The 21,933-nt window shown below is 65.3% G+C and carries 18 protein-coding genes; 13 read left to right on the top strand and 5 right to left on the bottom strand.

The genetic code is table 11. From position 1 onward, the window contains the following. Positions 1 to 10 precede the first annotated feature (10 nt). Together BJF92_RS08125 and BJF92_RS08120 are read right to left on the bottom strand one after the other, a co-directional pair. Complete coding sequence (locus BJF92_RS08125) at positions 11 to 1,150, bottom strand: TraB/GumN family protein (protein WP_078057923.1); 1,140 nt, start codon at positions 1,148 to 1,150, stop codon at positions 11 to 13. A 197-nt stretch (positions 1,151 to 1,347) separates the two neighbouring features. Next, positions 1,348 to 2,283, bottom strand: a complete 936-nt coding sequence (locus tag BJF92_RS08120; protein ID WP_075634232.1) for a tyrosine recombinase XerC — start codon at positions 2,281 to 2,283, stop codon at positions 1,348 to 1,350. 257 nt (positions 2,284 to 2,540) lie between these two features. Between BJF92_RS08120 and BJF92_RS08115 the strand changes: the two genes are divergently transcribed. The 10 genes from BJF92_RS08115 to BJF92_RS08070 all read left to right on the top strand — a co-directional run bounded on the left by BJF92_RS08115 (position 2,541) and on the right by BJF92_RS08070 (position 15,012). Continuing rightward, positions 2,541 to 3,446, top strand: coding sequence for a GNAT family N-acetyltransferase (locus BJF92_RS08115; protein ID WP_075634231.1), 906 nt, complete (start codon positions 2,541 to 2,543; stop codon positions 3,444 to 3,446). Positions 3,447 to 3,599: 153 nt separating this feature from the next. Beyond that, the gene (locus BJF92_RS08110) at positions 3,600 to 4,706 is read left to right on the top strand and encodes an AAA family ATPase (protein WP_075634319.1); all 1,107 of its coding nucleotides are present in this window, start codon (positions 3,600 to 3,602) and stop codon (positions 4,704 to 4,706) included. A 109-nt stretch (positions 4,707 to 4,815) separates the two neighbouring features. After that, positions 4,816 to 7,029, top strand: coding sequence for a primosomal protein N' (locus tag BJF92_RS08105; RefSeq protein WP_075634230.1), 2,214 nt, complete (start codon positions 4,816 to 4,818; stop codon positions 7,027 to 7,029). 243 nt (positions 7,030 to 7,272) lie between these two features. Further along, a complete protein-coding gene (locus BJF92_RS08100) occupies positions 7,273 to 7,659 on the top strand; it encodes an AGROH133_08824 family phage infection protein (RefSeq protein WP_075634229.1) in 387 nt (128 codons plus the stop codon). Positions 7,660 to 8,046: 387 nt separating this feature from the next. Continuing rightward, positions 8,047 to 8,607, top strand: coding sequence for a F0F1 ATP synthase subunit delta (locus BJF92_RS08095; protein ID WP_075634228.1), 561 nt, complete (start codon positions 8,047 to 8,049; stop codon positions 8,605 to 8,607). Continuing rightward, positions 8,607 to 10,139 carry a F0F1 ATP synthase subunit alpha gene (atpA, locus tag BJF92_RS08090; RefSeq protein WP_075634227.1) on the top strand — a complete coding sequence of 511 codons (1,533 nt, stop codon included), beginning with the start codon at positions 8,607 to 8,609 and terminating at the stop codon, positions 10,137 to 10,139. The genes BJF92_RS08095 and atpA overlap by 1 nt, the downstream gene beginning before the upstream one ends. Positions 10,140 to 10,272: 133 nt before the next feature. Beyond that, positions 10,273 to 11,154 (top strand): F0F1 ATP synthase subunit gamma, encoded by an 882-nt coding sequence (locus BJF92_RS08085; RefSeq protein ID WP_075634226.1) that lies wholly within the window; start codon positions 10,273 to 10,275, stop codon positions 11,152 to 11,154. Positions 11,155 to 11,218: 64 nt separating this feature from the next. Continuing rightward, positions 11,219 to 12,691, top strand: coding sequence for a F0F1 ATP synthase subunit beta (atpD, locus tag BJF92_RS08080; RefSeq protein WP_075634225.1), 1,473 nt, complete (start codon positions 11,219 to 11,221; stop codon positions 12,689 to 12,691). A gap of 137 nt (positions 12,692 to 12,828) precedes the next feature. Next, on the top strand, positions 12,829 to 13,233 hold the full coding sequence (locus BJF92_RS08075; RefSeq protein WP_075634224.1) for a F0F1 ATP synthase subunit epsilon: 405 nt from the start codon (positions 12,829 to 12,831) through the stop codon (positions 13,231 to 13,233). 348 nt (positions 13,234 to 13,581) lie between these two features. Next, positions 13,582 to 15,012, top strand: coding sequence for a mannose-1-phosphate guanylyltransferase/mannose-6-phosphate isomerase (locus tag BJF92_RS08070; protein ID WP_075634223.1), 1,431 nt, complete (start codon positions 13,582 to 13,584; stop codon positions 15,010 to 15,012). Positions 15,013 to 15,054: 42 nt separating this feature from the next. Here the strand turns inward: BJF92_RS08070 and BJF92_RS08065 are convergent, their stop codons facing one another. Then, a complete protein-coding gene (locus BJF92_RS08065) occupies positions 15,055 to 16,158 on the bottom strand; it encodes a saccharopine dehydrogenase family protein (protein WP_075634222.1) in 1,104 nt (367 codons plus the stop codon). A 142-nt stretch (positions 16,159 to 16,300) separates the two neighbouring features. On the opposite strand from BJF92_RS08065, the gene BJF92_RS08060 reads away from it, so the two are divergent. Then, the gene (locus BJF92_RS08060) at positions 16,301 to 16,735 is read left to right on the top strand and encodes an Lrp/AsnC family transcriptional regulator (RefSeq protein WP_075634318.1); all 435 of its coding nucleotides are present in this window, start codon (positions 16,301 to 16,303) and stop codon (positions 16,733 to 16,735) included. A gap of 208 nt (positions 16,736 to 16,943) precedes the next feature. Here BJF92_RS08060 and ppa read toward each other — a convergent pair whose 3' ends face one another. Beyond that, the gene (ppa, locus tag BJF92_RS08055; RefSeq protein ID WP_075634221.1) at positions 16,944 to 17,480 is read right to left on the bottom strand and encodes an inorganic diphosphatase; all 537 of its coding nucleotides are present in this window, start codon (positions 17,478 to 17,480) and stop codon (positions 16,944 to 16,946) included. A 313-nt stretch (positions 17,481 to 17,793) separates the two neighbouring features. After that, positions 17,794 to 18,300 (bottom strand): GNAT family N-acetyltransferase, encoded by a 507-nt coding sequence (locus tag BJF92_RS08050; RefSeq protein ID WP_075634220.1) that lies wholly within the window; start codon positions 18,298 to 18,300, stop codon positions 17,794 to 17,796. A 486-nt stretch (positions 18,301 to 18,786) separates the two neighbouring features. On the opposite strand from BJF92_RS08050, the gene BJF92_RS08045 reads away from it, so the two are divergent. Beyond that, positions 18,787 to 19,653 carry an RNA polymerase factor sigma-32 gene (locus BJF92_RS08045; protein WP_075634219.1) on the top strand — a complete coding sequence of 289 codons (867 nt, stop codon included), beginning with the start codon at positions 18,787 to 18,789 and terminating at the stop codon, positions 19,651 to 19,653. 265 nt (positions 19,654 to 19,918) lie between these two features. Beyond that, the gene (locus BJF92_RS08040) at positions 19,919 to 21,310 is read left to right on the top strand and encodes an FAD/NAD(P)-binding protein (protein ID WP_075634218.1); all 1,392 of its coding nucleotides are present in this window, start codon (positions 19,919 to 19,921) and stop codon (positions 21,308 to 21,310) included. Positions 21,311 to 21,933 lie beyond the last annotated feature (623 nt).

Raw genomic sequence — 21,933 nt, 5'->3', positions numbered from 1 at the left:
GAAGTCCTGGTCACTCCACGGGGGTGATCTCGAAGCCCTTCTGCCGCAAAAGCGCGATCACGCCGCCCTCCCCCGGCAGATGCAGGGCGCCCACCGCCATGAACACGCCGCCATCCGCCAGCATCGGCGCGGCCCGGGTCGCCATCACCTGATTGCGGTCGAGGATGATTCGTTTCTCGAAGTCGGCGCTGGCCCCTTTGTCATCGGCCTGTCCGGCGTCAGCGCCCGCCGCCTCCATCATCGGCAGGATCATGCCGATGGCGCCCGAGAGATAGAGATCCGTGGTGGTGCGCAGCACATCCTGGGCCTTATCGCCCATGGCGAGGGTTTCCAGCAGTGCCTTGAGGTGAAAGGCGACCGGCAGGCTGTTCATGGCCTCGACCTGCTCGGCCAGGGTTTCCAGCCCCTTCAGCGCCTTGCCCTCCGCCAAGGCGCGGTCGGCCAGTTGTTTGTCGAGAAAGGCCTCCCCCGCCGCCTTGCGCTGCAATTCACAAGGCGGAAGTGCCACGAAGCTCGCCAGCATCCAGGGCCGCATCCGCGACACGAGATCGAGCGAGAGGCCGCGCGCGGCCAGCCCATCGCGCAGCCGAGCCTGATCCTGCGGCATCAGATAGTCGTTGATGGTCTTGCCGTCATCGAGCATGGTCAGCTCCGGACGGGCCATCAGCGCCACCGCGGCCTTGCGGTCATCGGCGATCTCATCGGATTCGACCACCACCGTCTTGGCCTGCTGAAAGGCCTCCGCCGCGCCCTTGGGCATGGCCAGCACGCGCGGATCGGAGACGTGCATGGTGCCGAGCAGATAGGAGGGTGCCGCCCCGTCCCTGGTGATCTTCCAGAAGGTGCCGTGGCTGTTAGGCACGCGCGCGGCTTCGGCCTTTATGGCCGCGATCCTGTCCGGAGCCGTGGCCTGCCAGCGCTCCATCAGATCGGCGCCGCCGCAATCACCGGCCCGGGCCGCTCCGGCAATGGCGAGCACGAAGACCAGCATGCCCAGAAGCACCAGAGGCCCGAGCGCCGCCAGACGGGCGAGGAGGAGCAGCCAGGCATCCACCGCGTCGGCGGCTCCTGCCGCCACGCGCTCGGCCTCGGGCGGGGTCAGCCTGCGCGCAAGGCCGCGGCTCTGCCGTCGATTGAGGGTGCCGATCATGCTCCGGTTCCTTCTCGTTCGCCTGCTCTCCCTTCTCCGGCCCTGTCAGCCAGAGAGGCGCGCGTCCCGCGCCCTTTAGGCCCTGAGGCCCACCGGCCGCCGGCTGGCCGGACAGAATCCGCAGGGGGAAAAAATGCCGTTCTCCGCTCTGTCTAACGCGCCGGGTCTCACCCGCGCGTTAACGGCATCCGCCCCGATCAGGCGCGCGGATGGGCACGGTCATAGACATCGAGCAGCCGGGCGGCATCGACGCCGGTATAGACCTGGGTCGTGGACAGGCTGGCATGGCCGAGCAGCTCCTGGATGGAGCGTAGATCGCCGCCGCCGGCCAGGAGATGGGTGGCGAAGGAATGGCGCAGGGCATGCGGCGTGGCGCTGTCGGGCAGGCCGAGCGCGCCACGCAGCTTCTGCATTTCCCGCTGGATGATCGCCGGCTGCAATGCGCCGCCCTTGGCGCCGCGAAACAGCGCGGCCGGCGCAGCCGGCTGATAAGGGCAGAGCTGGCGATAGGTCGCCACCGCCGCGCGCGCGGCCGGCAGGAGCGGCACGATCCGCGTCTTGCCGCCCTTGCCATGGATGCGGAGCGCCGTCGGTTCGCCGGCGAAATCCTCCGCCGTCAGGCCCAGCGCCTCGGAAATGCGCAAGCCGCAACCATAGAGCAGCGTCAGGATCGCGGCATTGCGCGCGGCGATCCAGGGCTCCTCGGCAATCTGCCCCTCCTGCGAGACGACGGCCAGCGCATCGCCCGTTGAAAGCGGCTTGGGCAGGGAGCGCGGCTGGCGCGGCGCGCGCACGGCCCGCGCACCGGCGGCATTCACCTCCCCGAGGCGTTCCAGATGGCGCAGGAAGGAGCGGATACCGGCCAGCCCGCGGCCAAGCGTGCGCGCGCCCGCGCCGTCGCGGCGGCGGGCAGCCAGGAAACCGCGGAAATCGGCCGGACGCAGCGCGCGCAGATCCTCGAGCCCCGCCGGTCCGCCGACATGGCCGGTCAGAAAGGTCAGGAACTGGCGCGTGTCGCGCTCATAGGCTTCCACCGTCTCGTCGGACAGGCGCCGCTCGGACATCAGCGCGGAGAGCCAGGCGCTGCGCGCGGCCATCAGCTCCGGCGTGCCGATCACCAGGATCTCGTTCATCTCGATCGTCTCTCTTCAAGGACGCGCGCCGCAGTCAAGCCGGCAAATTCTCAAGAAAGAAGCCTGGCAAGCATTTCCTTGCTGATTTCCTAACGCCCACTTGGATTTCGTCATGCGTCGATCATATTCCCTTGCAAAGACTGGTGTTGCGCCGACGCAAGCGCGGCGCGGGGACAATCCGGGGAGCGTAAGGAGGCGGTCGGCTTTTCGGCCCGGTGCCCTCATGGCTCACCGACACGGCAAGAGGGGAAGGCAGGATGTTGACCAGACCCGCGACCACGAGCTTCTCGCAGCTGGCCGAGCGCATCGCGCTCGTCTCGCAGGGGCAGCCTGGACATATCGTCGACACGCTGATCGCCGAGCGCGGCGGGCGGATCATCTCCAGCCCCTTCTGGCCGGTCATGCGTCCCTTTCTCTATTCGCTCCTGCATTATCGCCAGGCGATCGGCTTTGCCGAGGGTGTCGCAAACCTGCCGGGCTTCCAAGCTTTTGAATTCCTGAGCCAGCTTCTCTCGCTCGACATCCTGGTGGACCGGCCGGACCGCATTCCCGAGCGCGGCGGCTTCCTGATGGTCAGCAACCATCCGACCGGCATTGCCGACGGCATCGCCGTCTTCGACCTTTTGAAGCATCGCCGACCGGACATGATGTTCTTCGCCAACCGCGATGCGATCAGGGTCAATCCGCGCTTCGTCGAGATGATCATTCCGGTGGAATGGCGCGAGGAGCACAAGAGCAAGCTGAAATCGCGCGAGACGCTGAAGATCACCAACCATGCCATCGCCGAGCAGAAGGCAACGATCCTCTTCCCCTCCGGGCGGATCGCCTATTGGGCCGATGGCCGGCTGAACGAGCGGCCGTGGAAGACGTCTGCGGTCAGTTTCGCGCGCAAATACGATCTGCCGATCCTGCCCGTCCATCTCTCGGCGCGCAATTCCGGTCTGTTCTACTGGTTCGCCAAATGGTCGACCGAGCTTCGGGACATGACCGTATTCCATGAACTGCTGAACAAGAAGGGCAACAGCTTCCAGTTCACCATCGGCCAGATGATCCAGCCCGACGCGCTGGAGGGCGATCCGGTGGAGGTGACCCGCGCGCTGGAGCGGCACACGGTGCACGACTTGGCGCGCAGTGGCGACGCCATCTTCAACGCCAGAGGCTGAGACCCGGCCGGCCTCTGCCCTCCTCGAGATCGCAGATGCCGGAGAGAGCGCCTACCCGTCAGGGTGCGGTGCCCGAGATCGGAAGGCAGAGGGCGCGGCGCTGAACCGCACGCAGCTTTTCCTCGCCTATCGAAAAGCCCTATATTGTCCGGCATGAAACTGCGCTCTCTTCAGGCCTCCGGCTACCGCTCGCTGCGCGACATCGATCTGGACCTCGCGGAGGTCAATCTCTTCGTGGGCGAGAACGGCGTCGGTAAATCCAACCTTTACCGCGCGCTGCAGCTGATGCAGGCCGCCGCCACCGGCCGGCTGGCGGAGGAGATCGCGGCCGAGGGCGGCATGGGCTCGGCGCTCTGGGCCGGCCCGCACCGCAAGACCGAAGCCGCCCGGATCGCGCTCTCGGCCGAACTGCTGGATGAGCAGAGCGCCGTGACCTTCCGCTACCGCGTCGAGGCCGGCCTGCGCCCGCCCCAGGCGGCCGCCGGCTTCGCGCTCGAGCCGCAGATCAAGGAGGAGGAGCTGAGCGTGAAGACCGGGCGCCGCCCCGTGACCATGATGCGGCGCAAGGGCCCCGGTGTCTTCGTGCGCGACGAGGCGGGCCGCATGGGCGACTATCCGCAGGCCGCGCTCACCTCCGAGACCGCGCTTGCCCTGCTGGGCGATGCCGGCCATTATCCCGAGGTCGGCACGGTGCGCCGGCTGCTGGAGCGCTGGCGCTTCTTTCACGGCTTTCGCACCGACCGCGATTCACCGCTGCGCCGCCCTTGCCTTGCCGTCACCGCGCCGCTTCTGGCCGAGGACGGCGCCAATCTCGCGGCCGTCTTTGCCACGCTCTCGGTCACGCGCGAGGATACGACGGAGCTCGATGCGGCGATTGCCGCCGCGCTGAAGGGCGCTCGCCTCGTCATTCCCGAACCGCTGGAAAGCGCCGCGTTCGGGCTGATGCTGCCGGAGTTTCCCCGCCGCACCTTCGAGCCACGGGAGCTTTCGGATGGGCAGCTGCGCTTTCTCGCCCTTGCCGGCGCGCTGCTTTCTTATCGCCGGCCGCCGCTGATCGCGCTGAACGAGCCGGAGGCGAGCCTGCATCCCGACATGCTGGCGCCCTTGGCCAGCCTGATTGCCGAGGCCGCGCGCGAAAGCCAGATCTGGGTCGTCACCCATTCGCAGAGGCTTGCCACCGAGATTGCCGCCCGCACATACGCCCAGTCCTGGCGCGTGCTGCGCGAGGATGGCGCGACGCGGGTGGTTCCCGCGCACTGAAAAGCGGACTGCCACAGGGGTCCGTGATCAAAGCGGGTAAACATGGCCCATCTTGGTTCTGCGTTTTCCGGTTCCCATTTGTTCCGCATCCATGCATGGTCCGGCCGCAATGGGAACAGATTCGCCCACCCTTCTCGATCAGCTCTTCGATGCGCCCGCGCAGCGCACCGTGCCGGTGCTCGTGCCGATGCCGGCGCCGAAGCCCTATTCCTATCTCGTGCCCGCGCATATGCATGTGGAGCCCGGCTCCATCGTCCAGGTGCCGCTCGGACCGCGCCAGGTTATGGGCGTGGTCTGGGATGGGGAGGACCGGCCGGATGTCGATCCGAAGAAGCTCAAGAGCATCACCCATGTGTTCGACTGCCCGCCGCTCAAGCCCGACATGCGCGGCTTTCTCGACTGGGTCGCCGGCTACACGCTGTCGCCGCCCGGCCTGGTGGCGCGCATGGTGATGCGCGCGCCGGCAGCGCTCGATCCCGAGCCGATGGTCGAGGGGCTGCGGCTGACCGACACCCGGCCGGACCGGCTGACGCCGGCCCGCGCCCGCGTGATCGAAGCCGCCGGCAATGGCCTGTTCTGGACCCGCTCGGGGCTTGCCCATGCGGCCAATGTCTCGTCCAGCGTCATCGATGGGCTGACCGCCCAAGGCGTGTTCGAAACCGCCTTCATGCCGCCGCCGCCGGTCGTCGCGCCACCCGATCCCGATTACCGGCCGGTGAGCCTCGATCCGGGCCAGGCGCGCGCCGCCCGTGTCGTCTGCGCAGCGGCGCAGAAGGGCAGCTTCGAGGTGGCCCTGATCGACGGCGTCACCGGATCCGGCAAGACCGAGGTCTATTTCGAGGCGATCGCCGAAACGCTCCGGCGCGGACGGCAGGTGCTGATCCTCCTGCCGGAAATCGCGCTCACCGCCGCCTTCCTGCAGCGTTTCGAGGCGCGCTTCGGCGCCAAGCCGGCCGAATGGCATTCCGAACTCGCGCCCCGCACGCGTGAGAAGGTGTGGCGTCAGGTGACCGAAGGCGGCGTGCGCGTGGTCGCCGGCGCCCGCTCGGCGCTGTTCCTGCCCTTTGCCGATCTCGGCCTGATCATCGTCGACGAGGAGCACGATCCCGCCTACAAGCAGGAGGATCGCGTCTTCTACAATGCGCGCGACATGGCGGTGGTGCGCGCCCGGCTCGGCGATTTTCCGCTGGTGCTGGTTTCGGCCACGCCCTCGCTCGAAAGCCGGGTCAACGGCGAGACCGGACGCTACAGCCCGGTCCACCTGCCCACCCGCTTTGCTGAAGCCGCGCTGCCGGATCTCGGCCTGATCGACATGCGCCGCCATCCGCCCGCGCGCGGCGGCTTTCTCTCACCCGTGCTCGTCAACGCCATCGGCAAGACGGTCGAGCGGGGCGAACAGGCCCTGCTCTTCCTCAACCGGCGCGGCTATGCGCCGCTGACGCTCTGCCGGGTCTGCGGCCATCGCTTCCAGTGCCCGCAATGTTCGAGCTGGCTGGTGGAGCACCGGTTTCGCGGGCAGATCCAGTGCCACCATTGCGGCTATGCCGAGCGCACGCCGGAGGTCTGCCCGGAATGCGGCACGTTCGACCATCTGGCCGCCTGCGGCCCGGGCGTGGAGCGCATCGCCGAGGAGATCGACGGGCATTTTCCCGAGGCGCGAACAATCGTGCTCTCCTCCGATCTGATGGGGGTCAAGCGTCTCCGGCTGGAGCTGGAGGCCATCGCCAAGGGCGAGGCCGATATCGTCGTCGGCACCCAGCTGGTGGCCAAGGGCCACAATTTCCCGCTGATGACCCTGGTGGGCGTCGTGGATGCCGATCTCGGCCTGTCCAACGGCGATCCGCGCGCGGCCGAACGTACCTTCCAGCTCCTGAGCCAAGTCACGGGCCGTGCGGGCCGCACCGGCCGCAAGAGCCAGGGCCTGATCCAGACCTATCAGCCCACGCATCCGGTGATGCAGGCCATCGTCTCGGGCGACCGCGAGGCCTTCTACCAGCGCGAGACGGTGGAGCGCGAGCGGGCGCTGCTTCCGCCTTTCGGCCGGCTCGCCGCCGTCATCGTCTCGGCCGATACGCGCGGCGAGGCCGAGGCCCATGCCCGCGGCCTGCGCCAGGCGGCGCCCGCGGCGGCCGATATCCGCATTCTCGGCCCGGCGGAAGCGCCGCTCGCCATGATTCGCGGCCGCCACCGTTTCCGCCTGCTGGTTCATGGCAAGCGCTCCAGCGACATGCAGGCCTTCATGCGGGCCATGATCGCCGCCGGCCCGAAACCGCGCGGCACGCTCGCCGTGCAGGTGGATATCGACCCTCAGAGCTTCCTGTAAGCGCGGAAGCACCAGCGCCACCGGCCTGATTCTGTCGACGTGGTTAAAGGCGGTTCATCGTTGCAGGATCGCATGCCTCGCGCAGAAAGCGCCGCGTGGGCGGGTTTCCGGCTTGACTTGCCGCCGGTGGCATCGTCCTGTCCGGCAGGATAATTGTGCTGCGCGGCGAACAGAGATCGCACGTCCGGCACAGGGACATGAGCGGAGGCCGGCGCGCCGGTTCCGATTGACGATGGCAGGCCCATGGACTTCTACATTCCGCACGACACCGGCGAATTCATCGCCTTCTGCGCCGCGCTGATCACCATGGTCCTGTCGCTCCCCTTCCTCTTCGCGCCGGGGTTCAGCCTGAAGCTTCTGGGACTGATGCCGCGGGAGGGACGGCGCGGGACCTATGCCGAAGCGCGCTCGACGCTGGGCGGCTTTCCGCTGGGGCTCGGCCTTGCCGCGGTGCTGCTGGCGCAGCCGATGGTCTATCTGGCGCTGGGCGCGGCCTATGCGCTGGCGGCCTTCGGCCGTCTTCTGGCGATTCTGTCCGATGATGCCGGAACGCTGGCCAACTGGCTACTGTTTATCCTGCAGCTCGGCCTTGCATTGGCGCCGCTGGCCTATGTCTTCGGCTTTCTATAAAGCACGACCAGTGTCGCGCAAAAGCGCTCAGCGGTTTCGCGACCACGACATGCGATAAGACACATGAAATAAGACAAGAGGTGAAAGCGCGGCGATCGAATCCCAAGCGATCGCGCGGCGCTTTGAGAGCCACAGGGCGCCAGAACCCTGCATGCACGACCCAAACCGTGTCAAAAATTAGACCGGGGGGCCTTGAAGCGGGAAAAGCCCGCCCTGTTCGTGTTGCGAGTCCTGATATCCTATGCTAGACGGACCCCGACTTATAGGGGAAGCAGGCCGGCAAGGGCCTGGACGTCCTGAGGAATACAGCAACAAATTCAAAGTTTTCAGCTTACGGCTTTCGCCGCGGCCCGAGGCTTTGAATTCAACAGCGAGAAACACGCGCCCGTGGCAGAAACATCCGAGCTCATTTCCGGTGTTGCAGAACGGTACGCCTCGTCTCTTTTCGATCTGGCGCTTGAAGCCGGCTCGGTAGAGGCTGTGGGAGCCGACCTCGACCGTTTCCAGGCCTTGATCGATGAAAGCGCTGATCTCAAGCGCCTGATCGTCAGCCCCGTCTTCACCTCCGAAGACCAGTTCAAGGCGATCTCCGCGATCGTCGAAAAGGCCGGCATCACCGGCCTAGTCGCAAATTTTCTCAAGGTGGTCGCCAAGAACCGCCGCCTCTTCGCTGTCCCGGGCATTGTCCGGTCGTATCGCGAGACCGCGGCGCGCCATCGCGGCGAAATCGCTGCGCAGGTCACCACCGCCCATGCGCTCAACGACGCGCAGCTCGACGAATTGAAGGCGGCGCTCAAGAGCGTCACCGGCAAAGACGTGGCGGTGAACGTCACTGTCGATCCGTCCATTCTCGGTGGTTTGATCGTCAAGGTCGGGTCCCGCCAGATTGACACTTCCCTTCGCACAAAGCTCTCGAGCCTTAAGCTTGCACTGAAAGAGGTCGGCTGATGGATATCCGCGCCGCGGAAATTTCCGCAATTCTCAAAGATCAGATCAAAAATTTCGGCCAGGAAGCGGAAGTTTCCGAGGTTGGCCAGGTCCTGTCCGTCGGCGACGGCATTGCCCGCGTCTACGGTCTCGACAATGTCCAGGCCGGTGAGATGGTCGAGTTCCCGGGCGGCATCCGCGGCATGGCGCTGAACCTCGAAGCCGACAATGTCGGCGTCGTCATCTTCGGTTCGGACCGCGCCATCAAGGAAGGCGACACGGTCAAGCGCACCGGCGCCATCGTCGACGTTCCGGTCGGTCCGGAACTGCTCGGCCGCGTCGTCGACGCGCTCGGCAACCCGATCGACGGCAAGGGCCCGATCAACGCCACCCGTCGCGCCCGCGTCGACGTCAAGGCTCCGGGCATCATCCCGCGCAAGTCGGTTCACGAGCCGATGTCGACCGGCATCAAGGCCATCGACGCGCTGATCCCCGTCGGCCGCGGCCAGCGCGAGCTGGTCATCGGCGACCGTCAGACCGGCAAGACCGCCATCATCCTGGACGCCTTCCTCAACCAGAAGCCGATCCACGACAATGGTCCCGAGAACGACAAGCTGTTCTGCGTCTACGTCGCCATCGGCCAGAAGCGTTCGACCGTTGCCCAGTTCGTCAAGGTACTCGAAGAGCGCGGCGCGCTGCAGTACTCGATCGTCATCGCCGCCACGGCATCCGACCCGGCGCCGATGCAGTATCTGGCACCCTTTGCCGGCTGCGCCATGGGCGAATATTTCCGCGACAACGGCCAGCACGCCCTGATCGCCTATGACGACCTGTCCAAGCAGGCTGTCGCCTACCGCCAGATGTCGCTGCTGCTGCGCCGTCCGCCGGGCCGCGAAGCCTATCCGGGCGACGTCTTCTACCTGCATTCGCGCCTGCTCGAGCGCGCCGCCAAGCTCTCCGACGCACGCGGCGCCGGCTCGCTCACGGCTCTGCCCGTCATCGAAACCCAGGGCAACGACGTTTCGGCCTTCATCCCGACCAACGTGATCTCGATCACCGACGGCCAGATCTTCCTGGAAACCGACCTGTTCTACCAAGGTATCCGCCCGGCCGTGAACGTCGGTCTCTCGGTTTCGCGCGTCGGCTCCTCGGCCCAGATCAAGGCGATGAAGCAGGTTGCCGGCTCGATCAAGGGCGAGCTCGCCCAGTATCGCGAAATGGCCGCCTTCGCCCAGTTCGGCTCGGACCTCGACGCCTCGACGCAGCGCCTGCTGAACCGCGGCGCCCGCCTGACCGAACTCCTGAAGCAGCCGCAGTTCTCGCCGCTGAAGACGGAAGAGCAGGTCGCGGTGATCTTCGCCGGCGTCAACGGCTATCTCGACAAGCTGCCGGTCGCCAAGGTCGGTCCGTTCGAGCAGGGCCTGCTGTCCTACCTGCGCTCCGAAGGCAAGGGCGTCCTCGACGCCATCCGCACGGAGAAGCAGATCTCCGACGACACCAAGGGCAAGCTGAAGGCCGCACTCGACAGCTTCTCCAAGTCTTTCGCCGCCTGATCGGCAAGACGCCTTCGCGCCGCGCCGGCTCGGCTTTACCGCTGATCCAGCGCGGCGTCTTCGAACGACAAGCGTTTTACGGAACGGGCGCTGCCCGATCGTGACACCAGCGCCAGGCTAGGACGAACACCGGATGCCGTCACTTAAGGATCTGAAAAACCGGATCGCCTCCGTCAAGGCGACGCAGAAGATCACCAAGGCGATGAAGATGGTCGCCGCGGCGAAGCTTCGCCGCGCCCAGGAAGCCGCCGAAGCCGCGCGCCCCTATTCGCAGCGGATGAGCGCCGTTCTGGCCAACATCGCCCAGGCCGTCGGCACCGATGACAGCGCGCCGCGCCTCATGACCGGCACCGGCCAGGACAAGACGCATCTCCTCGTGGTCTGCACGGCCGAGCGTGGCCTTTGCGGCGGCTTCAACTCCCAGATCGCCCGTTTCGCCCGCGACCACGTGCGCAAGCTTCAGGGTCAGGGCAAGACGGTCAAGATCATCTGCGTCGGCAAGAAGGGTTACGACATCCTGCGCCGCGACTTCAACGCGCTGATCATCGACCGCGTCGATCTGCGCGACGTCAAGAAGATCGGCTTCGTCAATGCCGACGAAATCGGCAAGCGGATCATCGGCCTGTTCGACAAGGGCGAGTTCGACGTCTGCACCCTGTTCTATTCCGAGTTCAAGTCGGTCATCAGCCAGGTTCCGACCGCGCTGCAGCTCATTCCGGCCGCCGCGCCGACCGCCGAAGCCTCGGCCGAGTCCGCCGCTGCGATCTATGATTATGAGCCGGATGCCGGCGAAATCCTGAACGACCTTATTCCGCGCAACATTTCCGTGCAGATTTTCCGGGCGCTGCTCGAAAACGTCGCCGGCGAAATGGGCGCCAAGATGAGCGCGATGGACAACGCCACGCGCAATGCCGGTGAGATGATCAACAAGCTGACGCTGTCCTACAACCGCCAGCGTCAGGCGCAGATCACCAAGGAACTGATCGAAATCATTTCGGGCGCGGAAGCGCTCTAAGGAACAAGAGGGCAAGGACATGGCTCACGAAGCGACCCCCCATCACAATGCGAAGAAGAGGGCGATGGCCGAGTCTGCCGGCTCGATGTCCGTGTCCGGCTCGGTCAAGGCCGCTGGCCGCGTGACGCAGGTCATCGGCGCCGTCGTCGACGTAACCTTCGAAGAAGGCCAGCTGCCGGCGATCCTGAACGCGCTGGAAACCGACAACAACGGCAACCGTCTGGTTCTCGAAGTCGCCCAGCACCTCGGCGAAAACGCCGTGCGCGCCATCGCCATGGACTCCACCGAAGGTCTGGTCCGCGGCCAGCAGGTTCTCGACACCGGCGCGCCGATCTCGGTTCCGGTCGGTGACGAAACCCTCGGCCGCATCCTGAACGTCATCGGCGAGCCCGTCGATGAACTTGGCCCGGTTCCGACCCAGGCCCGCCGCGCCATCCACCAGGCCGCTCCCGACTATGTCGAGCAGTCCACCGAAGCGCAGATCCTGGTCACCGGCATCAAGGTCGTCGACCTGCTCGCGCCTTATGCCAAGGGCGGCAAGATCGGCCTGTTCGGCGGCGCCGGCGTTGGCAAGACCGTTCTGATCATGGAACTGATCAACAACGTCGCCAAGGCGCATGGTGGTTACTCGGTGTTCGCCGGCGTGGGTGAACGCACCCGCGAAGGCAACGACCTCTACCACGAAATGATCGAGTCCAAGGTCAATGTCGATCCGCATGAAAATGGCGGTTCGGCTGCCGGCTCGAAGTGCGCGCTCGTTTATGGCCAGATGAACGAACCGCCGGGCGCCCGCGCCCGCGTCGCTCTGACCGGCCTGACGATTGCCGAAGACTTCCGCGACAAGGGCCAGGACGTTCTGTTCTTCGTCGACAACATCTTCCGCTTCACCCAGGCAGGTTCGGAAGTGTCGGCTCTGCTCGGCCGTATTCCTTCGGCCGTGGGCTATCAGCCGACGCTCGCCACCGACATGGGCGCGCTGCAGGAACGCATCACCACCACGACCAAGGGTTCGATCACCTCGGTCCAGGCCATCTACGTTCCCGCCGACGACTTGACCGACCCGGCACCGGCCACCTCCTTCGCCCATCTGGACGCCACGACCGTTCTGTCGCGTTCGATCGCCGAAAAGGGCATCTATCCGGCCGTCGACCCGCTCGACTCGACCTCGCGCATGCTCGACCCGATGATCGTCGGCGAAGAGCATTACGAAGTCGCCCGTAAGGTCCAGTCGACGCTGCAGCGCTACAAGGCGCTTCAGGACATCATCGCGATCCTGGGCATGGACGAACTGTCCGAAGAGGACAAGCTCTCGGTTGCCCGCGCCCGCAAGATCGAGCGCTTCCTGTCGCAGCCCTTCCACGTTGCCGAAGTCTTCACCGGTTCGCCGGGCAAGCTCGTCTCGCTGGAAGACACGATCAAGGGCTTCAAGGGCCTGGTCAACGGCGAATACGACCACCTGCCGGAAGCCGCCTTCTACATGGTCGGCTCGATGGACGAGGCAATCGCCAAGGCCAAGAAGCTGGCTGCCGAAGCCTGAAAAGACGTCGAGAGGATGGCGCGCATGCCGCGCCATCCTTCCCCTTCGCGCGGCGATCGGGCCGCCCGAGACAGACAGGCCCTGCTGCGTGCGTGTTGTAAGCCCGCGGCCGACGCCCAAACCCCAAGCGGACGATCATGGCTGATTTCAACTTCGAGCTCGTATCCCCCGAACGTCTCCTCGTTTCCGAAACGGTGAGCGAAGTCGTGCTGCCGGCGACCGACGGTGAAATGACCGTCATGGCCAACCATGCGCCGACCATGACCACGATCCGCCCCGGCATCGTCACGGTGAAGGCCGCTGGCAAGACGACGCGCTACGTGGTTTTCGGCGGTTTCGCCGACATCCTGCCGAGCGGCTGCACCCTGCTTGCCGAATCGGCCGTTCCGGTCGAGGAGTTCGACCGCACGATGATCGAGCGCCGCATCGAGGAAGCCCGCAGCCATCTCGCCAATGGCGACCATGCCGACGAGCACAAGACGCGCCTTGAACAGTTTCTGAGCGAACTCACCCATCTCAACGGTGTCCTGGTCGCCGCCTAAGGCGCGCCGCCAGCCCCATGACGAAGGCGCCCCTGTGGCGCCTTTTTGCTATCCGCCTTCTTGAAGCCGCCGCCGAACCTCTTGCATCGCCCTCGAGATCAGGCGCCCTTCAGTCCCTTCTCCAGCCGCATCGCCCGGGCCCGGGCGCTATAATTGCAAGGCAAGGGACGACTTGTGCCGCAGCCTGCCGCTGATTAACAAGAGGTGGACGCGGCAAACCTGAATGCTGGCGCGGCTCTCGGTCCACCGGCAAAGGGCGCAGATCCACCGCCCCGGGGGCACGGGGAGGGCACGGCGCGGCAAAGCCGCCGTCCTGCCTCAGCAGACGAGAACATCTAAGGAGAGGGAATGAGCGCGCAGAAGATTGTTCCGGTGATCATGGCGGGCGGCAAGGGCACGCGCCTGTGGCCGCTGTCGCGTGCCGGCGCACCCAAGCAGTTTCTCCAGTTTCTCGGCGAGCACTCGCTGTTCCAGAAAACGCTGCAGCGCGTCGGCAATTCCGATCTTTACGCGCCGGCGCTGATCGTCACGAACACCGAGTTCCGCTTCCTGGTGGCCGAGCAGGCGCAAACGGTCGGCGCGCCGCTCTCGGCGATCTTGCTGGAGCCGGTTGCCCGCAACACCGCCCCCGCGCTTGCCGTGGCCGCCCTGGCGATCGCGCGGGATTTCGGCCCCGATGCCCTGATGCAGGTTCTCGCCTCCGATCACGAGATCGACGCCGGCGCCGTCTATTTCGACTGTATCCGCCTCGCGCGCGACACCGCGCAGGCCGGAAAGCTCGTGACCTTCGGCATCCAGCCGACCGAGCCTGCCACCGGCTACGGCTATATCGAGACCGGCGACGCACTGCCCGGCGGCGCCTGCACGGTCGCGCGCTTTGTCGAGAAGCCGAACCGCGCCCGCGCGGAGGAGCTGCTGGCCAGCGGCCGCTATCTGTGGAACTCCGGCATGTTCATGCTGCCGGTCGGCCTGTTCCTGGAGGAGATCCAGCGCTTCGAGCCGGCCGTTCACGCAGCGGCCGAGGCCGCCCTTGCCAGCGCGCGGCGCGATCTCGATTTCGACCGGCTGGATGAGGCGAGCTTTGCCCGCGCCCCGGATATTTCCGTGGACTATGCCGTGTTCGAGCGCACCGCACACGCAGCCGTCGTGCCCTCCGCCTTCGCCTGGTCAGATCTCGGCAGCTGGGATTCGGTCTGGGCGACGGGCGACAAGGACGAGAACGGCAACGTTCTCGGCCAGAAGGCGACCGTCAGCGCCACGCGCAATTCCCTGGTTCTGTCGCGGGATATCCATCTGGCCATCCACGGCATGGAGGACATTGCCGTTATCGCCAGTGAGGATGCGGTCTATGTCGGCCGCCTGGCCGACAGCCAGCAGGTGGGCCAGATCGTCAAAACGCTCGCCGCCTCGCCCGCCACCCGGCCGCTGACGGAAGCGCATCCGACCTCCTACAAGCCCTGGGGCTCGGTCGCCTCGGTTCTTTCGGGCGATCGCTTCGAGGTCAAGCGGCTGGTGGTGCAGCCCGGCCGCAAAATCTCGCTGCAGAAGCATCATCACCGGTCCGAGCACTGGATCGTCGTGCGCGGCACGGCGGAAGTGACGATCGGGGAAGAAACCCGGCTCCTGCATGAAAACGAGTCGATCTATGTCCCGCTCGGCGTGCTGCACCGGCTGGAGAATCCGGGCAAGATTCCGCTGGAGCTGATCGAGGTCCAGACCGGCTCCTATCTGAAGGACGACGACACGATCCGCCTGCAGGACGAATTCGGCCGCACCTGAGGGGCGCGGCCGAAGAACGGGTTCGTTTGCAAGGACCGCGGGTTACGAGGCCCGGCGTGTCATTTCGGCCGGCGGCGCATATAGCGCGCCGAAGCGGTTGGCGAGGAAGTCTTCAAGCCCGATCTCCTCCTGGCGGATGAAGCCGGACTGCGGGAGCTTGCCCGTCGCCAGAAGGTCGAGCACGGCGCAGATGCTGCCGGCCGTCGTGATCTGGATCGCGCTCATGCGCAGCCCGGCAACGACGCCGGCATAGATCTTGTTGGCATAGGTTTCCTGCACCAGACGCCCGCCCTGCCAGCCGGAGACGGTGACGAATACGATGACCACATCCTGCACCGTCGTCGGCAGCGCGTGTTCGAGAATGTCCTTGAGAACCTCGCGACGGTGCTTCAACCCGAGATCGTTGAGCAGCGCCTTCATGATCGCGGCATGGCCGGGATAGCGGATGGTGCGGTAGTTCAGCGTGCGCACCTTACCCGCCAGCGTCTCGCACAAGGTGCCCAGGCCGCCCGAAGTGTTGAACGCCTCATAGGTCACGCCGTCGAGCGAGAATTCCTCGCGCTCCTCAAGCGCCGGCACCAGTGTGGTGCGCCCCTCGACGATCGCCTCGCAGGGCTCGATATATTCGTTGATGACGCCATCCGTGCTCCAGGTCAGATTGTAGTTCAGCGCATTGGACGGATATTGCGGCAGCGCGCCGACGCGCATGCGCACGGCATCGAGACGGTCGAAGCGGCGGGCAAGATCCTGGGCGACGATGGAGATGAAGCCCGGCGCCAGGCCGCATTGCGGAATGAAGGCGCTCTTCGCCGTGGCGGCGATCTCGGTGACCCGCTGGGTGGAGCGCACATCCTCGGTGAGGTCGAGATAATGCAGGCCCGTGCGGGCCGCAGCCTCGGCGATGGCCACGGTCAGATGGAAGGGCGCGGCGCTTAAGACCGCGAAGCGGCCGGTCAGCAGCCGGTCGAGCGCATCGGCATCGGCAATGTCGATCTCGGCGGTCTCGATGGCCGGATGACGCTCCAGCCGCGCCAGCTGCTCCGCCGAATGGTCCGCCACCACCACCTGATAGGAGCCGCTGTCCGCCAGAAGATGGGCAATCGTTGCCCCGATCTTGCCCGCGCCGATGATGACGACCTGCTTCATCTCATTCCCCTTCTATCGATTGCCGGAGGGTGCACCCCTCCTTTCCGGCCTTGACAATGCGGCAGGAAGCTGTCGAGCTGAAGGGCTGAAACGATCAATCTGCCGGCCCACTTTCGGCGAAATGCAGGAGATTCTGCGCGATATGACGGAGATCACCGCCAAGGACCGCGAGCTGATCGCCGTGCTCAGCGAAAACGCCCGCCTGCCGACGGCGGCCATCGCCAAAAGGCTCGGCCTCTCGCGCACCACCGTGCAGGCGCGCATCGAGCGGCTGGAGCGTGCGGGCGTCATTGCCGGCTATGGTGTGCGTCTGTCGGAGGATTATCAGCGCGGGCTGGTGCGCGCCCATGTGCTGATCACGCTGACAGCCAAGGCACTGCCGAAGGTGACGCAGGCTCTGGCCGGCATGGAGGAAGTGGAAACGCTGCACTCCGTCAGCGGCAGCTTCGATCTGATCGCGCTTCTGGCCGCGCCGTCGATCGGGGCTCTGGACCTGGTGATCGACCGGATCGGCGCGCTGGACGGGGTGGAGAAGACCCTGTCCTCGATCATCCTTTCCACCCGCATCGCCCGTTGATCTCGCGCGCGAGAGCATCGGACCGAAAAGTGGGAACCGGTTTTCGGAAAAATCCGATGCAAAAACAGAAATCTGGAGCATCGCACTGAGGACTGTTTTCAGTCCGATGCTCGAGGTGTAACCGCGCATTATTCGCAAAGCATGGCCTGGAAACGAAAACGCCGCGCGCTTTGGGGCGCACGGCGTTTTCAGGAGAAGGGAAATAGGCTCAGGCTTCGGCCTTCTTGGCCCGCTCGATCGCCTCGACGATCTGCTTGCGGGCGAACTCGGCATCCTTCCAGCCATAGATCTTCACCCACTTGCCGGGTTCCAGATCCTTGTAGTGCTCGAAGAAATGCTCGATCTGCTGCAGCGTGATTTCCGGCAGGTCGGTATATTCGCGAACCTTGTCGTAACGCTTGGTCAGGTGATAGTTCGGCACGGCGACGATCTTCTCGTCCTTGCCGGAATTGTCTTCCATCATCATCACGCCGATCGGGCGGACATTGATGACGCAGCCCGGAACCAGCGGACGGGTCGAAGCGATCAGGACGTCGATCGGATCACCATCTTCCGAAAGCGTATGCGGCACAAAGCCGTAATTGCCGGGATAGGTCATCGGCGTGTAGAGGAAACGGTCGACGATCAGCGTGCCGGCTTCCTTGTCCATTTCGTACTTGATCGGATGACCGCCAACCGGGACCTCAACGATCACGTTGATATCGTCCGGCGGGTTTTTCCCGATCTGAATGGCGTCGATGCGCATAAGGCCCCCTCAAGGTGACAGGTTGACTGCCGGTTGGATAGAGCGAAAGTCGGTGCGGCGCAATATGGGGTAGCCTGCCGCAAGCATGGATCAAGGAAAAAACAGCGCGTTAAGATGAATCGCACAATGTGCTTGCGGGGTTTCATTTTCCGGCCAGCCTGATGAAGGCCTGCAAGACCAGGCCTTACAAAGCACGGCGCGGTCAGCCACCGACAATTCTCCTGCGGAAGCCGCCAGACTGAACGGATGAACTGCCGCGCCGGTGAAGCCTGATGGTGGCGGGAGGGGAGAAAGAGAACCTGAAGGCAGGGGCTCAGGCCCAGACGTAGCCGATCTTCTTCAGATGCTTGTCGCCGAAATCCTCCATGCCTTCGCAGACATCCTGCCCGCCGGCATTGCGGAAGAAGCTTGTGGCGATGTCGCATTCCTCCAGGCACCAGACCACCAGGCCCGAGCAGCCGAGCGAGCGCAGCAGATTGCGCGCCTCGCCGAAGAGAATGCGGCCGAGGCCGAGACCTTGATATTCGGGACGGAAGTAAATCTCGTAGACCTCCCCCTCCTGGGGAAGCGCGCGCGCCCGGTTCAAGCCCATGGTGGCATAGCCGGCAATCACGCCGGCCACCTCGACCACCAGGAGCGTCGCCGGTCCGCGCGTCGCCTTGCGCCACCAGCTTTCATTGCGGCGGTCGACCATGCGGATCAACGGGATATGCGGAATGAGCCCGCCATAGGCCTGCATCCAGGCACTGCGGTGAACCTCGGCAATCGCCGAAGCGTCCTGCGGCTCTGCCGGCCGCACCTCGATCGAAAGTGTCTTCATGACGCCGTACTCACCGCTTTCGGACACGGATTGAGCCAGCCGGCACATCATGGCCGGCGCACGCCATGAGGTTAACGCAAAGTTAACCAGCCCGGCAAGCGGCAAAAGTCGGGAGAAAACAGCTCATCCAAAGCACAGATAGGAAGAAGGGGCCGGCCGCTCCCCTAATCTGAATGGGCGCCTGAAAGCGATGGGAAGCGATCGCCTGACCGCGTCTCCTCCCACAGAATGTGGCCATGGGCCGGAACAAAATCCGGACTTGCGCGTTTGCCCCCTGTGAGACGTGCGGCGCACACCGTCCATTGCCTGCTGATGTCAGAACCCGGTGATCGTTTCGATCCCTGTTCGATGAGAAGTTAGGGCGGCGTGCAGGCAGGTCAAGATCCACTTCACTGGACCCGGAAACGCCGTCAGATGCGCCGCCGGATCTCCTGAAACCAAAGACAGGACGCTCATTTCAGCGGGTCCGGTCATGGAGCAAGCCACATGAAGACCCTTTCTGCAGATCGTCGCATGATCAAGATCGCCATGGCGGCCCCCTATCTGGAACGTCAGGAGGAGCAGGAACTGGCGCAAGCGTGGAAGGACAATAACGACCAGAACGCCCGCAACAAGATCGCCATGGCGCATATGCGCCTGGTGATTTCCATGGCTGCGAAGTTCCGTCATTTCGGCCTGCCGATGAGCGACCTGGTCCAGGAAGGGCATATTGGCCTTCTCGAAGCCGCCGCCCGCTTCGAGCCGAGCCGCGACGTGCGCTTCTCCACCTACGCCACCTGGTGGATCCGCGCCTCGATGCAGGATTACGTCCTGCGCAACTGGTCCATCGTGCGTGGCGGCACCAGCTCGGCGCAGAAGGCGCTGTTCTTCAATCTGCGCCGGCTGCGCGCCAAGCTTGCTCAGGGCGACCGGCAGCTGACGGCCCGCGCCGTGCATGAGGAAATCGCCGCGGCACTCGGCGTCAGCCTGGCCGACGTCCAGACCATGGATGCCCGCCTGTCCAGCAGCGACACCTCGCTGCAGGCGCCGATTTCCGCCGGCGACGCGGATGGTGGCGAGCGCCTCGACCTCCTCGCCTGCGCCGCACCGCTCCCCGACGAGCAGGTCTCCGACATGATCGACCAGGAACGCCGCCGGACCTGGCTCGGCCATGCGCTGAAGCAGCTGAACGAGCGCGAGATGAAGATCATCCGTGCGCGCCGCCTGACGGACGAGAGCGCGACGCTGGAAGAGCTCGGCGTGGATCTCGGTATTTCCAAGGAGCGCGTCCGTCAGATCGAGACCCGCGCCATGGAGAAGCTCAAGGCAGCGCTGGTTGCCCAGGCACCGATGACGGCACTGACCTCGATGTAAAAAGCCAGCCTGGAAGGGCGGCGAAACATCCGATTTGATGAGAGGGGTCGCTTTGGCGGCCCTTCTTTGCGTTAGGCCAGACTTCGAGACGCGGCACCGTAAATGTATCGGCTGCGCCGTCGGACTATCGGCAGGGCCCCTTGAAAAACCTTGTCGCCGGGCCGCGCTCGTGGTCTAATCCGCAATCTCATAGCGTACCGCATATTCGTGAACATTCCTTGAAGACGGCATGCCGCAGGGCAGCCGATTGGCGTGGAGGTGAAATATGACGGTTCATGGCTTGTCCCTGCCGCTGGAGAAGGGCCGTGACAGCAGGTTGAAACTGGCTGTCATCGGGCGGGGTTTCTCGGGCATGATGATGGCGATCGCGCTGTTGCGCACGCTGTCCCAGCCCTTCCAGCTCTGCCTGTTCGATCCCAAGCCGACGGTCAGCGGCGGTCAGGCGCTGGCGACGAAGCGATCCACGGAGATCCTCAACAGCCGCGCGCGCGACCTCTCGGTCTCGATCGGCGATCCCAAGGACTTCACCCGCTGGCTCCAGGCCAATGCCGCCTTCCGCGATGCGGTTTCCGCCGCCATTCCCGGCTTCGGCCAGATTTTCGTGCCGAAATCCACCTTCAGCGACTATGTCTATCAGCGTTTTTCCGAGGCACTGGCGCAGCGCACCGATGTCGCGGTGCGCATGTCGAACGACGATGTGACCGGGCTGGAGCGGCTGGACAGCGGCTTCCTCCTGCGCTCAGAGGAGGGTGGGACGGAGCATTTCGACGAGGTGATCCTGGCCACCGGCTACGGCATTTCCGGGCCGAACAATCCTGGCGGTTTCGAAAACCGGCTGCCCGCACTGCCCTCCGAGAGCTGTCAGCATATCGTGGTGATGGGCAGCGGTCTGCGCGCCGTCGACCAAGTCATGCAGTTGCGCGACGGCGGCTTTGCCGGGCACATCACGCTTTTGTCGCGCCGGGGTTTTCTGCCCCAGCCGCATACGCGCCTTCCCGCCGATGCCACCTTCCCCACACAGCCTATGCCCTCCTCGCTGCGCGAGATCCTGCGCTATGTCCGGCAGGCCTGCGCGGAAGCGGAGGAGAACGGCTGGAGCTGGCAGGCGGCCATGAACGGGCTGCGCAAGCGCGCCCGCGCGCTCTGGTCCTCCCTGCCGCCCAGCGAGAAGCGCCAGTTCAACCGGCATCTGCGCGCCATCTACGATGCCCACCGCAACCGGCTTCCCGCCGATGTCCATGCCCGTCTCGAGCGGGAACTGTCGGGCGGCAATACCCGGCTTCTGAAAGCCACCGCAATCATGCGCGTGCCGGGCGGCCTGCAGCTTCGTCGCGCCGGCACGAGCGCGCCGGAAGTCTTCGCCGCAGACGAGGTGATCGACTGCCGCTGCCTCGCGCCCAATCTCGACAGCCCGCTGATGAAGCGCCTGCTCGCCTCGGGACTGGCCGTGCCGGACGAGCTCGCGCTCGGCCTCTCTGTCAATCCGGCAGGCGAGCTGCTCGACGATCAAGGCCGCGTACAAGGCCTGTTCGCCATCGGCCCGCTAGGCCTCGGCTCGCTGCCGGATATCGATCTCGTGCCCGAGATCGTCAACCAGACCTATGCCGCCGCCGAACGTCTGGAACACCGCACCCGGCCCCAGCGCCGCGCCGGCTGAGCCGCGCCGCGGTCTTCCGGCCCGCGGGCGGCCTCAACGCGGCATCCGGGCCACCGCTTGGATGCATAAGCACGGCCTGACGGTCGATCGGACATCGGCCCGGCTTTGCGCCACGCGCGTGACCTCGCGCCAGCGGGTCTCTGAGATTCCGTCCGCTCTCCCCGATCCTTCTGCGCCGCCGCCACAGGGCGCAGGCAGCGCCCCTGCCCGATTGAACCCGCATCCTGGCTGCACAAGCGCCTGCGCCATTGACAAGAATGGCGAGCGCGCCAAAACTGCTGCGCGAACAAGGCGCTGGGTTGAGGACCCGGTGTGGGATGACGACGGGGCAGATCCGCGGCCGGCGCCAAGATGAAGAGGATCCCTCAAGAGAATCAGGGAGAATTGCAGGCATCCGCGCGCCCGCCGGTCGAGGTCATGGATGTGCGAACCCGCCACGGGCGCGTGAGGCCAGACCGAAAGCATCGGACCGCAGAGCGGAAACCGGTTTCCGGCAAAATAGGATGCGAAAACAAAATTCTAGAGCATCGGACGGGAAGCGCGACGCGCTTCTCGAGCCGATGCAAAAGCAAAAACGGGAAGCGCAGGACTGACACAATCTCAGCCAGATGCTTCAAAGGGTC

This window comes from Xaviernesmea rhizosphaerae (genome assembly GCF_001938945.1).
GTDB classification, from domain to species: domain Bacteria; phylum Pseudomonadota; class Alphaproteobacteria; order Rhizobiales; family Rhizobiaceae; genus Xaviernesmea; species Xaviernesmea rhizosphaerae.
This window is presented reverse-complemented; position numbering and strand designations above follow the sequence as displayed.